Here is a 14,322-nt window from a genome sequence, read left to right on the forward strand (position 1 = left end):
GGATATTTTGCGTTTGCAAGAGGTTTTGTGTGGACAAGGGCGAATCGGTTGCAGTCTCCAACCGTGCCCTTTGTGACCGCCATCACGGCAATTTGAGTCAAACAAGCCCAAACCTTGTCGAAACTAACGTCGGATTCACGGCTTTGCGGTTAAATGCAGTCGCGCCGTAGAAATCCAAGGGTGAAGGTTGGGCGGATGATCGAGACTTTGAAGACCATGGGTGGCACGTCGAAGGGCGTTTTTGCCGGACAGGTGACGGCTGTTGCCGTCGCGGCCCTGCTGGCGCTGGGCGCGCTGCCGGCGAACGCGCGGGACGGCAAGGCGATGACGCCTGTCGCCGGTGGCGTTGCGAGCATCGGCGGTCAGGATGCCCTGTCCGAAGCGCCGCTGCAGATCCTTGTTTCGCTCTCCGACCAGCAGTTGGAGGTCTATCGCGGCACCCGCCTCGTGGAAACCACCAGGATCTCGTCGGGCAAGGCCGGCTATGGCACGCCCACCGGCGTCTTCAGCATTCTGGAAAAGCGCCGGCGGCATTTCTCCAACATCTACGACAACGCGCCGATGCCGTACATGCAGCGGCTGACATGGTCCGGCATCGCCCTGCACGAGGGGCGCGTGCCCAACTATCCCGCCTCGCATGGCTGTGTCCGCCTGCCGCGCGGCTTCGCCAAGGAACTCTTCGCCATGACGGGCCGGGGCGGTCATGTCATCGTCACGCGCGAGAAGACCCGCCCGAGCGAAATCGTTCACGCCTCCCTGCCGGCCCTGCGCCTGCCCGAGACGACGGTGGCGAGCCTCGAGGTCGGCCTGCGTCCCGCGCTTCCCGGGCCCGTCGAGGACAGCGCGTCCGACACGGTCGGGGCGATCGGGATGCCCGAGGCGGCGCTGGAATTGCCGCGCGAGCCGCTGCGCATCCTCGTCACCCGGACAAGCCCGCAGGAGCGCTTGCGCGACCTGCAGCGTGTGCTTGACCGGCTCGGCTACGAACCCGGTCCGGTGGATGGCGTGATCGGACGCAAGACGCGGGCCGCGATCCGCCTGTTCCAGGAGGGAGCCGAGCTTCCCGTCACCGGGGAGCCGACGGACGTCGTTCTCAAGGCGCTCTATGCCGAAGCCGGCGAACCGGGGCCGGCGACCGGCCGGCTCTATGTCCGGCGCAAGTTCAGGGAAGTGTTCTCCGCCAATGTGGTGCTGAAGGATCCGGATGCGCCGCTCGGCACCCATCTCTTCACGGTCATCGGCGGTGTCGGACAGGGCGAGACGTCGCGCTGGATGAGCGTTGTCGCGGATGCCGCCGAAGGCGTCACCCCGGCCAGCGTGCTCGACCGCTTCGAATGGAGCGACGACGCCCGTTCCTTCGTCGAGGCAAACCTTGCGTCCGGCTCCTCGCTGATGGTCACCGACCGTCCGTTCCGCCTGCATTCGGGACTGGGCACCGATTTCGTGGTGATGACCCGCCAGTAGGGGCGACGGACCGGCTCGTCTCTCCGGTCCCGACCCTAACCGTCGCCGCCGACCGTGACGTCGACGCGATCGGTATAAAAGGCGATATGCCCGGCGATCTCCGCGACCTCGTCATAGGGGGTCTCGTAGCTCCACCCTGCGTTCTCCACCTCGCTGTCGGGGGCATCGACATTCCAGTAGGTCGCCTCGCCCTTGAACGGGCAGCGAGTGGAGTGGGCGGAGCGCACCAGCCAGTCCGTGCGGATGTCCGCCTTGGGCAGGTAGTGGACCGGTGGATAGCCGCTCTCGCGCAGGATCACGCTGTTGCGGCTCTCCGCCAGGGGGATGCCGTTGATGCTGACGCGGATGCGTTCATCGGACCGGTGCAGAGTGATCTTGTGGTCCGGATGACGTGCGAAGCCCGGGGCCGGATTGGCCATGATGTCGTCTCCCGATCAGTCTCCTGCGACGAAGTAATGCAGCGTTCCGTCCGGACCTATGCCCACCCGGTAGAACGTCCAGGCGCCGGTCGTCTCCATTTCGGCAAGATCGCCGGAGGTGACGATGCGATACATTTCCACCTTCTGCTCGTTGCTCAGCCGGGCGAGCGGCATGCGCGCGAAATAGGGCCAGATATACATTTCCTGCGCCGTGCCCTTGTCGGCATGAACATAGCCGGTTTCGAGGAGCTCCGTCAGGATCGCGAGGATTTCCAGCCCCTCCGGGTCGCCGGATGCCGATTTCAGATACTCGATCGGATCGGTCATCTCCCCGAAGGTGAGGGTGGGCATCATCTCGTTGCCCTCCAGCACCATGCGCAGCCGCTCCAGGTCGCCGGCATGGGCGGCTTCGAGCAACTGGGCGCGGGTGCGGGCGACCGCCCCGGGCAGGTCCGCATCCCCGTAGAACACTTCCGGCAGGTGGACAGGCTGCGCGCCATAGGCGCCCGAGGCCGCCGTGCCCGGTTCGGCAAAAGGCTCTTGGGGCGCCAGGTCCTCGGCCGGGATTTTCTGCGTTTCGACGGCCTCCTCGGTCGGCTGGACCTGGATCCGTTCGGTCTGCACGCTCGCGGCGCCGGCAGGCAGGGCGCAGGTGGCGGAAAGCAGTCCGAGGGCGACGGCAAGGGGGCGGACCGGTAGCATGGCAATCCTTTCGGGTCCCGGTTCAGGCTGATGCGTGGACCCTATACCACGCCGCGGCGTGTTGAAATCACAGGATCGCGAGAGGCGCCCCCGGTCGGAACGGGCAAAAAATCCGATTGTGCGGTTGAGCTTGCGCAAGGCGGTCGCTAGGGATGGGCGGCAGGGAGCGCCCGCGTGGAGGCGCGGGAACAGACGACGGGGACGAACGTCTTTGCAGGAACCGTTCTTCTTCCTGGTAGGTCTGGGGGTCGGGCTGGCGACCAGCGCGCCGGTCGGGCCGATCAACATTGCCGCCATACAGCGGGCCTTGCGGTCGGGCTTTCTTGCCGGGTTCTGCGCCGGCCTCGGCGCGGTGCTCGCCGATGGCCTTTACGCGAGCTTCGCGGCCTTCGGCGTCACCGCCGTGTCGGATTTTGTCGACGAGAACAGTGCCATCATCCAGACGGTCGGCGGGCTGCTGGTTATCGTCTTCGGGATCCGCATCCTGTTGAGCCGGCCGCACTTGGAAAACGACGAGGAGCCGTCGCCGAGCCTGATGTCGGGGATTGCCACGGGTTTCGTCATGACGGCGACCAATCCCGGCGTGGTGCTGGGATTTCTTGCGATCTTCGGAAGTCTGGGGAAATGGGCGCCGGACCCGGGTGACTATGTAGGGGCGGCGATGCTCGTCGCCGGCGTCCTGACCGGCGCGGTCTCCTGGTGGGTAATGCTTTCGGCGCTGGTCTCGCGGCTGCGCCTGCAGATGAACGACACCTGGCTGTTGTGGATCAACCGGGGCGCGGGGGCCGCGCTGATCGCCTTCGGCATCGCCATCTTCCTGCACCACTACATGCTCGGCTAGTCATCCGAACCCGGCATTCGTCTTGTCGACCGGTTCAGTGCATCGGCTTGAAGATCGTGTAATCGCCGCGCCGCACCCGCTCCGGCAGCCCTTCGGCGAGCTGGGCAACGGCTTCCTCGCCAAACGAGGCGACGAGATCGGCGAATGCGGTGAACAGGGCCGCATGGGCAACGGCAGCCGAATCGATGCCGTCGGCGACGGCTTCCGCAAAGGCATCATCGATGTAGCCGAGCGCCATCCGGCGGATGTCCTGGTCGGTGACCGGACCCTCGTCGAACTCGAGATCGGTGTTCTCTGTGTCTTGCATGGTTGACCCGCCTGTGCCTGCCGGAAGCTGGATTCCGGTATGTCCTTTGGCGGCTACTGTGCGTGAGTCGGGCGGGAACCGTAAAGAAAAGCTTAAAATCTTCGCTAAATTCCCGCGAATATGGTTAACGCTGCGAAAGTATCCGATCAGCGATTGTAGCGGGTGGTGACGTTGCGGATCAAAGCGCCGCCCTCGTCGATATAGCGGGCCAACGCTTCTTGCGCCGCCGGCGTGCACCGCCGGTAAACCGATGAAAAACCTCGATATCCCTGGTTGAAACGTTCGATGAACCGCCGCTCGCGTTCATCGTCCTGCACTTCCGCATCGAGCAGGGATTGCATCTGGTCGCGCCACAGGCTGCCGTCGGACGATCCGCACAACGGGCGCAGGTAATGCAGGGCGCCGAGAATCTCGGAGAGCCGCATCAGGTCCGCCTCATAGGGGGGATCTTCCCCCCGCGCGGCATCCTGGGCCAGCGCCTGCCCCGACATCAGCAAGGCAGTGGCGAGCACAGCGCGGCACAGGAGAGGCGCGAAGCGGCGGGAAGCCGGAAGGGGGAACGGGAAGCGCGGCGTCATGCCCGGCAAGATGCGTCGGCCGGGCAGGTTGCGCAAGCCATTGTGGCAAGCGCTGCACGTGCTGCCGGCAGTGACTGGTCGCGCGTCATCTTTCCCGGGCCGCCGCGAGACGCAGGATCCGTGCCGCGGTTCCCGGTGTCATCGTCAATCCCTCCAGTTCGGCAAGCCCGACAAAGGCGGCGGCCTCCGCGTCATCGCCGGCAACGGGGATGCCGTCGCGCGCTGTTCCCCTGAACACGGCGATGACGAAGTGATGCCCGCCGTTCTCCGCTTCGGAGGTGCTGATCGCCTCGACCAGTTCCACCGGCCGGGGCTCGATCTCGGCGCCAAGCCCGGTCTCCTCGGCCAGCTCGCGCCGGGCCGCCTCGCGCAGGCTCTCGCCAAACTCGACGGACCCGCCCGGCAGGCTCCAGTGGCCGCGAAAGGGCTGCTTGCCGCGCCGGACCAGCAGAACGCGATTCCTGTCGAGGATCAGCACGCTGACGCCAAGGCGGGGATGAGGGGGAGGGGCAGGGGGAGGCGGCGCGTCGTTCATGGTTGGCGAGAATGCCACGCCGGGCGGGCGGGGCAAGCGGCTTGTCGCGACCCTGGCTGGAGCAGGCCGGTCAGGCGAAGAGTGCGTCGATCTCGGCCTGCGAATCGGTTTCGACGGTTTCCGCCGGGTCGAGATGGCCGTGGATGATGCCGCTTGCCGTTGCGATAAGGGGCTTGATCTCGTCCGCCGTTTCGCGGGCGATCGCATCGGCGAGCGGAGCGATCTCCGCTGCGTCGCGCAGCCGGCCCTGTTTCTCGCAGACCGCGGTGTTGAGCGTCGTAACGACGTCGCGCAACGCGCGCCGGACGGCGGCGGGGGCGGCGTGGAACGCCTTGATGGCGAGGTTCTTCTCGGCGAAATTGGAGGCTTCGAAATGCTGCTCGTAGCTGAGCGGCTGCCACTCCAGCACTTCCTCGGCGCATTCGGGCATCGCCGGAAGCATCTCGAGCATCATCACCACTTCGTTGAAATGGTTCAGATAATCGGTGGCGAGACCGGTGTGCGGATTGATATTGGCGGCGACAAGCCTGTCAGCCGACAAATCTCCCTCGCCCAAGATCATTTCCGCCAAGCTCATGTGCCGCCTTTCCGGACAGTTCATGGCGAATCTATCGTCATCGGGTTTCAATTTGCCTAATTCACGGAATGCGATACCAACGGGCAGGAGCAATTCCGGGGACACAAGGAGGGCGGCCATGTGCGGACGTTTCGCGCTCAAGCAGAGCTCGGCCGAGGTCAGCGCGCTGTTCGGATATCGCGGCGATGCGCCAGGTGCGGACTTTCCGCCGCGCTACAACATCGCGCCGACGCAGCCGATCGCGACCGTGCGCCTCTCCCATGGCGAGCGCCGCTTCGCGCTGGTGCGCTGGGGTCTTGTGCCCGGGTGGGTCAAGGACCCGGCAGCCTTCTCGCTGCTGATCAATGCACGTGCGGAGACGGCGGCGGACAAGCCGTCCTTTCGCGCGGCCATCCGCCATCGTCGCTGCCTCGTGCCGGCCTCCGGCTACTATGAGTGGCACCGCCCGGAAACGGGCGACAAGACGCCCTATTTCATTCGCCCGCGCGACGGCGGCATTGTCGCCCTCGCCGGTCTCTGGGAGGAATGGTGCGATCCCGATGGCGGCGAGATCGAGACCGGGGCCCTTCTTACCGTTCCGGCAAACGCTGCGCTCGCACCGATCCACCACCGCATGCCGGTCGTTGTCGCGCCCGAGGATTTCGATACCTGGCTCGACGTCGGGGGCACGCCGCTGAAGGAGGCGCTGACCCTGCTGCGCCCGGCCGCCGGTGATCTGTTCGAGGCGGTACCGGTCTCCGGGCGGGTCAACTCGGCACGCGAGGACGACCCGGCGCTGACGGTGCCGGTGGCCGCCACGGCGCCAGGCGCGCCCGCCAAGACGGACACGCAGGCCCCGGCGGACGGGACGAGCCGGGCAACGCGCCGGGCCGCCGGCAGCGCCAGGCCGGACGCGGACCAACTCGACCTTTTCTGACCCTGGCCGCTATAAGACGCGTCCCGGATTGAGCGTGTTGTTCGGGTCGAAGGCGGCCTTGATGCGGCGCATCAACTCAAGCTCCACCGGGCTCTTGACGTCGGCGAGCAGATCGCGCTTCAGACGGCCGATGCCGTGTTCGGCCGAGATCGAGCCTCCGAACTTCAGCACGATCCCGTGGACGACCGCGTTCATCTCGTCCCAGCCCGCCAGGAAGGCGGCCTTGTCGGCGCCTAACGGCTGGCTGACATTGAAATGGATATTGCCGTCGCCCATGTGGCCGAAGGGCACGGGCCTGCAGCCAGGCACCAGAGCCTCGACCGCGGCGATCGCCTCCTTGAGAAAGGCCGGAACGCTTGCGACAGGCACGGAGACGTCGTGCTTGATCGACCCGCCTTCCTCGCGCTGCACCTCCGACATGCCGTGGCGCAGGTGCCAGAAAGCGGCCGACTGCGCCACCGAACCGGCAAGCGCTGCATCTTCCACCAGGCCTGCCTCGTAGGCCTCGCCGAGGATGGTTTCCATCAGCGTCCGCGTCGGGGTCTCGCTGCCGTCCTCTTCCGTACCCGAGGACAGTTCCATCAGGACATACCAGGGGGAGGGCGCCTGCAGCGGATCGCGCGCGCCTGCCAGGTGACGGACCGAAAACTCAAGCCCGACGCGCGGCATCAACTCGAAGCCCGTGAGCATCGCGCCGGCACGGGCCCGCGCCCGGGAAAACAGCGACAGTGCGTCCTGCGGCGAAGCGATTCCCGCAAAGGCGACGTCCTGGGCGCGCGGCCTGGGGAAAAGCTTGAGGACAGCGGCCGTGACGATGCCGAGCGTGCCTTCCGAACCGATAAATAATTGTTTCAGATCGTAACCGGTATTGTCTTTCCGCAGCCCTCTCAGCCCCTCCACGACACGCCCGTCCGGCAGCACCACTTCCAGTCCGAGAACCAGGTCGCGGGTGTTTCCATAGGCGAGCACGGCGGTGCCTCCGGCATTGGTGGCGATGTTGCCGCCGATCTGGCAGGAGCCCTGGGAGCCGAGCGTGAGCGGGAAGAAGCGGTCGGCTTCCGCAGCCGCGTCGTGGATTGCCTGCAGCGTGCAGCCGGCCTCGACGGTCATCGAGAAGCCCTCCGCATCGGTCTCGCGGATGCGGTTCAGGCGGCCCAGGCTGAGGACGATTTCCGTAGCGGAATCATCGGGTATCTGCCCGCCGACGAGACCCGTATTGCCCCCTTGCGGAACGATCTTCAGGCCGTTCGCATCGGCATGGGAGAGGATCGCGGCAACCTCGTCCCGGCTGCCCGGCCGCAGCACGACAGGGGTCTTGCCGACATAAAGGTCGCGCCACTCGCGCAGGTAGGGCGCGGTGTCGGACGGGGCGGTGAGCGCGTTGCGGGCGCCGACGATGTCGACGAGGGGGGCGAGGAGTGCGGTGTCGGGCATGGCGGCGGGACCGGCGTCTGGCATCTGAGGGAGCAAAATTCGACGGTCACGCATATCACATTTTCCCCGTCGGTCGATCCGTGCGGGAGACCTGTCAGTGGCTTGAAGCGGCTAGGGGGCTGTGCCATACGAACCCGTCCCGGCCGGCGGTTGTGGTTCGGGCGCGGATACGCGGGTCGGGTTCGGCCGAAATCATCCGCGATTTTTGGCGTGCAGGAGACACAGCATGGCGATGACACAGGGACTGATGGCTGGAAAGCGCGGGCTTATCTTGGGCGTCGCGAACAATCGGTCCATCGCTTGGGGGATCGCCAAGGCGCTCGCCGATGCGGGCGCGGAAATCGCACTGACTTATCAGGGAGATGCATTGCGCAAGCGGGTCGAGCCCCTGGCTGCTGAACTGGGTGCCACCGTGGCCGGCCATTGCGACGTGATGGACGAGGCCTCGATCGACGCGGTGTTCGACGGCCTCGCCAAGACCTGGGGCAAGATCGATTTTCTCGTCCACGCGGTCGCCTTTTCCGACAAGGACGAACTGACCGGGCGCTATGTCGACACGTCCCCGGAGAACTTCCGCAACACGATGCAGATCTCCTGCTATTCGTTCACCTCCGTCGCGCAGCGCGCCGAGAAGCTGATGACCGATGGCGGCTCGATGCTGACGCTCACCTATTACGGCGCCGAGAAGGTGATGCCGCATTACAACGTGATGGGCGTCGCCAAGGCAGCGCTCGAGGCAAGCGTGCGCTACCTCGCCGCCGATCTCGGCAAGAAGCGGATCCGGGTCAACGCGATCTCCGCCGGGCCGATCAAGACGCTTGCCGCATCCGGCATCGGCGATTTCCGCTATATCCTCAAGTGGAACGAGTACAACGCGCCCCTGCGCCGCACCGTGACCATCGAGGAAGTGGGCGATGCCGCCATGTTCCTGCTGTCCGACCTCGGGCGCGGCATCACCGGCGAGATCCAGCATGTCGACAGCGGCTACCATATCGTCGGCATGAAGGCCGTCGACGCGCCGGACATCACCACCGTGGTGAAGGACTGATCCGACCGCAATTTTCCCGGTTTTCAGATCCTGTGACCCGGGTGGCTTGCGGCCACGCGGGTGACGGATCGTTTGTGTGATGGAGGTTCGATGAGCAGCGCCGACACGGGCATTGCGCGTCTTGTCCCCCCGTTCATGGTCTTCATCCGTCACGGCCAGACCGACTGGAACGCGGAAGGACGCATGCAGGGGCGGCGGGATATCCCGCTCAACGACACGGGTCGCATCCAGGCGCGCCGCAACGGTGCGGCCCTGCGCGACTACTTCGCCGACAAGGGCATCGACAAGAACGGGCTTTCCTATTTCGTCTCCCCCCTGTCGCGGGCGGTGGAGACGATGGAACTGATTTGCGGCGAGCTCGGCGTCGAAGCGGATACCTGCCAGCGTGACGAGCGGCTTCTGGAGATCACGTTCGGCGCCTGGGAAGGCTACACGATCCCCGAGCTTGCCGAGCGCACGCCGGAACTGGCGGCGGCGCGCAAGGCCGACAAATGGGGTTTCGTGCCGCCCGAGGGCGAGAGCTACCGGATGCTGTCGAGCCGCATCGATGCCTGGCTCGCAACCCTGACGCGCCCGTCCGTCGTCATCTCGCATGGCGGCGTCATGCGTGTCCTGCAGGGGCGCCTGCGATCGCTTCCGAACCAGGATATTCCCGGATTGGACATCCCGCAGGACCGCATGCTGGTATGGACCGGCAGCGAGGTCGACTGGGTCTGAGGCCGTGACCGGGGGCGCGAGCGGACGGTGTCGCCGCCGCTGCGTCGGCCGGGACGGCTTCGTTCAGTTGAGGATCTGGACGTCGGTGAGCGTCTTGGCGCTGCCGCCCTCGTCGAAGAAGACGAGTACGCGCATGCCGGACTTCAGGTCGTCGACGAAAAAGTCGACCGGAATCTCGTAGCTGGTGCCGTCCGACAGGACGAGCTTGCCGGTGTCCGGCTGGATCTCGACGATCGTTGCCTCGACCTCGCCGGCCCAGGCGGCACCGGATGCCAGCGCGGCGAGCGCCAGGATACCCAGCATCTTTGCAGGGGTCTTCGCCAGTGTCTTCGAAAGGATGCGCTTCATTCTCGTCTCCGTGGCCCCGCCCGCTTGGCGATCGGGCAGGATCGAACAAAACCTGCGCGTCGGCGTCAAGAGGTTGAGGCGTCGTGGCGCGGGCAGGATATGCTGTCACTAACGTGTGTTCGACACGACTTTGCGCAACCATCCCCGCGTCGAAGCCGTATAGGCTCTTGAGGACTGCGGCCGGCGCGTGGATCGTCACGGTCGAACGGGGGTCGTTGGTAGGGGCCAAGGATGGCGTTTCGATGGCGGAAATGACCGAGGGAACCGAGGGCTTTTACGAAGGCCTGCCGGTCTTCAGCGATTTTGGACGGGTCAGCGAGGCGGAGGCCTTCGCGCCGTTGCCGGACGACTGGACGTTGCTGGTCGCGGACATCGTGCGCTCGCGCGACGCGGTCGCGGCGGGACAGTACAAGACCGTCAACATGGTTGCAGCGGCCGTCGTCACGGCGGTGCTGAACGCGGCCGGGCGTGCCGATCTTCCTTTCGTCTTCGGCGGCGACGGGGCGATGGCCGCGGTGCCGCCATCGCTTGCCGAGGCGGCGTCGGAGGCCCTCGTCCGCGTTCGGGTCATGGCGCGGGAGACTGCCGGGCTCGACCTGCGCGTTGCCGCGATCCCGGCGCGCGATCTCAGGCGGCAGGGTGCCGACCTGCGTGTCGCGAAGTTCGAACTGAGCCTCGGCAACAACCTCGCCATGTTTTCCGGCGGCGGCATCGAACTGGCCGACACGATCCTCAAGGACGAAACCCGCGTCGCTCCCTATCGCCTCGCGGAGAGCAGCGCCGCCGGTCCGGCTCCGCTCGACGGACTTTCCTGCCGCTGGGAGGCGCTGCCGGCCGAGCGCGGCCGCATGGTGACCTTGATCCTGCGTCCGGCGAGCGGCCGCGTGGAGGACCTGAAGCACTTGCTTTTCGACCTGCGCTCGCTGCTCGGTATCGACCTGGCCGCATCCGATCCCGCCAGCGCGCCGGTTCGCCGAAGCTCGCTGAAGTTCCGTTTCCCCCCGTCGGGTCTCAGGATGGAGGCGCGCATGGTCGGTTGGCGGCGCGGTACATGGCGGATCTATCTTTCCGGGTTTCTCGCCTCGCTTGCCTTCGTCTTCGGCGTCGTCACAGGCCAACGGCTTGGCCCGTTCGAGCCGCGCAAGTATCTGCGCGAAGTCTCCCTGAACACCGATTTCCGCAAGTTCGACGACACGCTGCGCCTGGTCCTCGATCTCGATGCCGGCGAGACGGCCGCACTTTCGGAATATCTTGCCAGCGGCGAGGCGGACGGGCGGCTTGTCTACGGCATGCATGTCTCGCATTCGGCGCTGATGACGTGCCTCGTCTTCAGCATCGAGCAGAGCCGGCACATTCACTTCATCGACGGGGCGGGGGGAGGCTTCGCGCGCGCCGCCGTCGATTTCAAGGCCCGGCTTGCCGCGGCGTCTTCCGCTGCGCCCACCGCCCCGCCCTCGGTTTGAGCTACGCCGGGGCTCTTTTTACGGTTTCCCTGCGGCGCAGGCCGAACTAGAAGACCTGTGCAAGACTGCAGTCGCGAACCCCCGCCCGGACGAAGCCGATGTCGCACAACACCTTTGGTCACCTTTTTCGAGTCACGACCTGGGGCGAGAGCCACGGTCCCGGGCTTGGCTGCGTCATCGACGGTTGCCCGCCGCTGATCGAGATCTCCGAAGCCGGGATCCAGGCGTTCCTCGACAAGCGCAAGCCGGGCCAGTCGCGGTTCACCACCCAGCGCCGGGAGGCCGACGCGGTGCGCATCCTGTCCGGCGTCATGAGCGGCGATGACGGCGTGCAGCGCACCACCGGAACGCCCATCTCGTTGATGATCGAGAACACCGACCAGCGCTCCAAGGACTATTCCGAGATCCGCGAGAGCTACCGGCCGGGCCACGCGGATTTCACCTACGACGCCAAATACGGCATCCGCGACTATCGCGGCGGCGGCCGTTCGTCGGCCCGCGAGACGGCCGCGCGCGTGGCGGCCGGTGCGATCGCCCGCAAGGTGATCCCCGGCCTCGTCCTGCGCGGTGCGCTGGTCCAGATCGGCCCGCACAAGGTCGACCGGTCGCGCTGGGACTGGAGCGAGATCGGCAACAATCCGTTCTTCTGTCCGGATGCGACCACCGCGGCGCGCTGGTCCGACTACCTGGACCAGATCCGCAAGGACGGTTCCTCCGTCGGTGCGGTTGTCGAGATCGTCGCCGAAGGCGTGCCGGCCGGCCTCGGCGCGCCGATCTACGGCAAGCTCGACCAGGACATCGCGAGCGCCTTGATGTCGATCAACGCGGTCAAGGGCGTGGAGATCGGCAACGGATTCGAGGCGGCGACGCTGACCGGCGAGGAAAACGCCGACGAGATGCGCATCGGTGCAGACGGCCGGCCCGTGTTCCTGACCAACAATGCCGGCGGCGTGCTCGGCGGCATTTCCTCCGGCGAGCCGGTGGTCGCGCGCTTCGCGGTCAAGCCGACATCCTCGATCCTCACCCCGCGCAAGTCGGTGACCCGCTCGGGCGAGGAAATCGATGTGCGGACAAAGGGCCGCCATGATCCGTGCGTTGGCATCCGCGCGGTGCCGGTTGGCGAGGCGATGGTCGCCTGCATTCTCGCAGATCACTATCTTCGTCACCGTGGTCAGGTCGGTTGATTTTCAGTATTGCTGAATTTTATCGAATTTTTTATTGCCACTGAATTTTCTGTTGGTAAAATGCCGGCATGCGTCTGGATGCCTGGCTCACGATCAACAAGGAAACCCGCTCGGCCTTTGCCCGGCGCGCCGGCCTGTCGCCGGCGGCGGTGACGGCGTTGTGCAACGATCCTGGCGTCTGGGTGTCGCGCGACAGCGCGGAACGGATCGCGGTCGCCACTGGCGGCGCCGTGACCCCGAATGACCTTCTCGGCTTGAAAGGATCCAAGGAATTGGACATGTCCCAGACCCGTGTCGCGGAGGCGATCCGCGCATTCGAACGCGGCGAGATGCTCGTCGTTACGGATGATGACGACCGTGAGAACGAGGGCGACCTTGTTGTCGCCGCCGCGTTGATCACGCCCGAGCAGATGGCTTTCATGGTCCGTCACACCTCCGGCATCGTCTGCGCGCCGATGACCCGCGACGCAGCGCGGCGGCTGCGGCTCGACCCGATGGTTGCCGATAATGATGCGCCGCTCTCCACGGCCTTCACCATTTCGGTCGACTATCGCCACGGCCTGACCACCGGCATCTCGGCCGAGGAGCGTTGCTCCACCGTGCGCGGGCTTGCCAACCCGAACGCCGGGGCCGCCGATTTCGCCCGCCCGGGCCACATCTTCCCGCTTGTCGCGCGCGAGGGCGGGGTGCTGATGCGCTCCGGTCATACCGAGGCCGCGGTCGATCTCTGTCGTCTTGCCGGCCAGCCGGAAGTCGGCGTGATTTCCGAACTCGTCAACGATGACGGCACCGTCAAGCGTGGCGACCAGGTGGTCGCGTTCGCCGCCGAGCACGGGCTGAAGGTGGTGTCCGTCGCCGATCTCATCTCGTGGCGGCAGCGCATGGAGCGGCTGGTCGAGCGGGTTGCCGAGCAGCCTGTCGAGACCATTGCCGGTCCCGCCTATGCGGTCACCTATTCGACGCCCTATGACCCGATGCATCATGTCGCCGTCGTCTATGGCGACATTCTCGACGGCCGCAACGTTCCGGTCCGCCTGCAGCTGGAATCCGTGCTCGACGATGTTTTCGGCGATACGCGGGTGATGGACGACGTGATGCGCGATTTCGCCGCACGCGGCCGTGGCGTGGTGGTCTATCTTCGGGAAGGTTCCGTCGGTGTTGCGCGTCAGGCGCGGCGCGCGCGCACCGACCTGATGGCGGCCGAGGACGAGGAGCACCAGTCGGCTCAGGCCCGCGAGGAGCAGTGGCGCGAGGTCGGTCTCGGCGCGCAGATCCTCAAGGATCTCGGCGTCAACTCGATCACGCTGCTGGCATCGCGTCAGCGTCACTATGTGGGCCTGGAAGGCTTCGGCATCGTCATCGAGGGAACGGAGATCCGGGAGGGGTAAGTCCCGCTTTCGCTCCCGTCGCGAAGGCCCGCCTGGCCGCATAAGGCCGGGCAGGCAAGGGTAGCCGGCAAAAAAGAGGCCGTGCGCAGGCACGGCCTCAAGTCGATCACTGTGCACGTGGCCCCATCGACCACAACCTCTGTTTAGTAGGTTTTGCTCTTGTGTCCATCACCCTTGGGGGTGATGTTGGCGGAGATTTTCCCGGAATATCATCACTTTCGACAGGGCTTGAATTACTTAAGGTTGCATGACGATAACGGCAAGGCTCTCGCGTGCAGCCGTCATGATGCCGATTCTCGCGCGGGCGCTGCCGACCGGTGCGGTCGCACGACCGGCACCTGCAAGCAGCATGTTTGCGCACTATATGGTCATGGTGGTATTGAGCGCCTTGGCGAGATCCG

Annotated in this window: 16 protein-coding genes; 8 read left to right on the top strand and 8 right to left on the bottom strand. The window is 65.9% G+C overall.

The window, feature by feature from the left end:
* Positions 1 to 195: 195 nt before the first annotated feature.
* On the top strand, positions 196 to 1,464 hold the full coding sequence (locus tag ACQY46_RS08845) for a L,D-transpeptidase family protein (protein WP_428699878.1): 1,269 nt from the start codon (positions 196 to 198) through the stop codon (positions 1,462 to 1,464).
* Between the two features lie 35 nt (positions 1,465 to 1,499).
* Here the strand turns inward: ACQY46_RS08845 and ACQY46_RS08850 are convergent, their stop codons facing one another.
* Together ACQY46_RS08850 and ACQY46_RS08855 are read right to left on the bottom strand one after the other, a co-directional pair.
* Positions 1,500 to 1,883: a DUF427 domain-containing protein gene (locus ACQY46_RS08850; protein WP_428699879.1), complete on the bottom strand. Its 384-nt coding sequence runs from the start codon at positions 1,881 to 1,883 to the stop codon at positions 1,500 to 1,502.
* Positions 1,884 to 1,898: 15 nt separating this feature from the next.
* Complete coding sequence (locus ACQY46_RS08855) at positions 1,899 to 2,585, bottom strand: hypothetical protein (RefSeq protein WP_428699880.1); 687 nt, start codon at positions 2,583 to 2,585, stop codon at positions 1,899 to 1,901.
* Positions 2,586 to 2,796: 211 nt separating this feature from the next.
* Here ACQY46_RS08855 and ACQY46_RS08860 point away from each other — a divergent pair, with 211 nt between their 5' ends.
* Positions 2,797 to 3,426, top strand: a complete 630-nt coding sequence (locus ACQY46_RS08860) for a LysE family translocator (protein ID WP_428699881.1) — start codon at positions 2,797 to 2,799, stop codon at positions 3,424 to 3,426.
* 34 nt (positions 3,427 to 3,460) lie between these two features.
* On the opposite strand, the gene ACQY46_RS08865 is transcribed toward ACQY46_RS08860, so the two are convergent.
* From ACQY46_RS08865 to ACQY46_RS08880, 4 genes are all read right to left on the bottom strand, one after another.
* A complete protein-coding gene (locus ACQY46_RS08865; RefSeq protein WP_306027166.1) occupies positions 3,461 to 3,733 on the bottom strand; it encodes a hypothetical protein in 273 nt (90 codons plus the stop codon).
* 146 nt (positions 3,734 to 3,879) lie between these two features.
* Positions 3,880 to 4,311 carry a TIGR02301 family protein gene (locus ACQY46_RS08870; protein ID WP_428699882.1) on the bottom strand — a complete coding sequence of 144 codons (432 nt, stop codon included), beginning with the start codon at positions 4,309 to 4,311 and terminating at the stop codon, positions 3,880 to 3,882.
* Positions 4,312 to 4,396: 85 nt separating this feature from the next.
* Positions 4,397 to 4,846, bottom strand: a complete 450-nt coding sequence (locus ACQY46_RS08875) for an NUDIX hydrolase (RefSeq protein ID WP_428699883.1) — start codon at positions 4,844 to 4,846, stop codon at positions 4,397 to 4,399.
* 70 nt (positions 4,847 to 4,916) lie between these two features.
* Positions 4,917 to 5,423 carry a hypothetical protein gene (locus ACQY46_RS08880; protein WP_428700448.1) on the bottom strand — a complete coding sequence of 169 codons (507 nt, stop codon included), beginning with the start codon at positions 5,421 to 5,423 and terminating at the stop codon, positions 4,917 to 4,919.
* Positions 5,424 to 5,541: 118 nt separating this feature from the next.
* On the opposite strand from ACQY46_RS08880, the gene ACQY46_RS08885 reads away from it, so the two are divergent.
* Positions 5,542 to 6,339: an SOS response-associated peptidase gene (locus ACQY46_RS08885; RefSeq protein ID WP_428699884.1), complete on the top strand. Its 798-nt coding sequence runs from the start codon at positions 5,542 to 5,544 to the stop codon at positions 6,337 to 6,339.
* A 9-nt stretch (positions 6,340 to 6,348) separates the two neighbouring features.
* Here ACQY46_RS08885 and ACQY46_RS08890 read toward each other — a convergent pair whose 3' ends face one another.
* A complete protein-coding gene (locus ACQY46_RS08890; RefSeq protein WP_428699885.1) occupies positions 6,349 to 7,773 on the bottom strand; it encodes an FAD-binding oxidoreductase in 1,425 nt (474 codons plus the stop codon).
* 226 nt (positions 7,774 to 7,999) lie between these two features.
* Between ACQY46_RS08890 and fabI the strand changes: the two genes are divergently transcribed.
* Both fabI and ACQY46_RS08900 read left to right on the top strand, forming a co-directional pair.
* Positions 8,000 to 8,821 (top strand): enoyl-ACP reductase FabI, encoded by an 822-nt coding sequence (gene fabI, locus ACQY46_RS08895; RefSeq protein WP_428699886.1) that lies wholly within the window; start codon positions 8,000 to 8,002, stop codon positions 8,819 to 8,821.
* 90 nt (positions 8,822 to 8,911) lie between these two features.
* Positions 8,912 to 9,538: a histidine phosphatase family protein gene (locus ACQY46_RS08900; protein WP_428699887.1), complete on the top strand. Its 627-nt coding sequence runs from the start codon at positions 8,912 to 8,914 to the stop codon at positions 9,536 to 9,538.
* Between the two features lie 63 nt (positions 9,539 to 9,601).
* On the opposite strand, the gene ACQY46_RS08905 is transcribed toward ACQY46_RS08900, so the two are convergent.
* A complete protein-coding gene (locus tag ACQY46_RS08905) occupies positions 9,602 to 9,886 on the bottom strand; it encodes a DUF1344 domain-containing protein (RefSeq protein ID WP_428699888.1) in 285 nt (94 codons plus the stop codon).
* Positions 9,887 to 10,128: 242 nt separating this feature from the next.
* Here ACQY46_RS08905 and ACQY46_RS08910 point away from each other — a divergent pair, with 242 nt between their 5' ends.
* The 3 genes from ACQY46_RS08910 to ribB all read left to right on the top strand — a co-directional run bounded on the left by ACQY46_RS08910 (position 10,129) and on the right by ribB (position 13,921).
* A complete protein-coding gene (locus ACQY46_RS08910) occupies positions 10,129 to 11,349 on the top strand; it encodes a DUF3095 family protein (protein WP_428699889.1) in 1,221 nt (406 codons plus the stop codon).
* Between the two features lie 98 nt (positions 11,350 to 11,447).
* Positions 11,448 to 12,533, top strand: coding sequence for a chorismate synthase (gene aroC, locus ACQY46_RS08915; RefSeq protein WP_428699890.1), 1,086 nt, complete (start codon positions 11,448 to 11,450; stop codon positions 12,531 to 12,533).
* 68 nt (positions 12,534 to 12,601) lie between these two features.
* A complete protein-coding gene (ribB, locus tag ACQY46_RS08920; protein WP_428699891.1) occupies positions 12,602 to 13,921 on the top strand; it encodes a 3,4-dihydroxy-2-butanone-4-phosphate synthase in 1,320 nt (439 codons plus the stop codon).
* The last annotated feature ends 401 nt before the right edge of the window (positions 13,922 to 14,322 follow it).

The organism is Stappia sp., assembly GCF_965276915.1.
Taxonomy (GTDB): Bacteria; Pseudomonadota; Alphaproteobacteria; order Rhizobiales; family Stappiaceae; genus Stappia.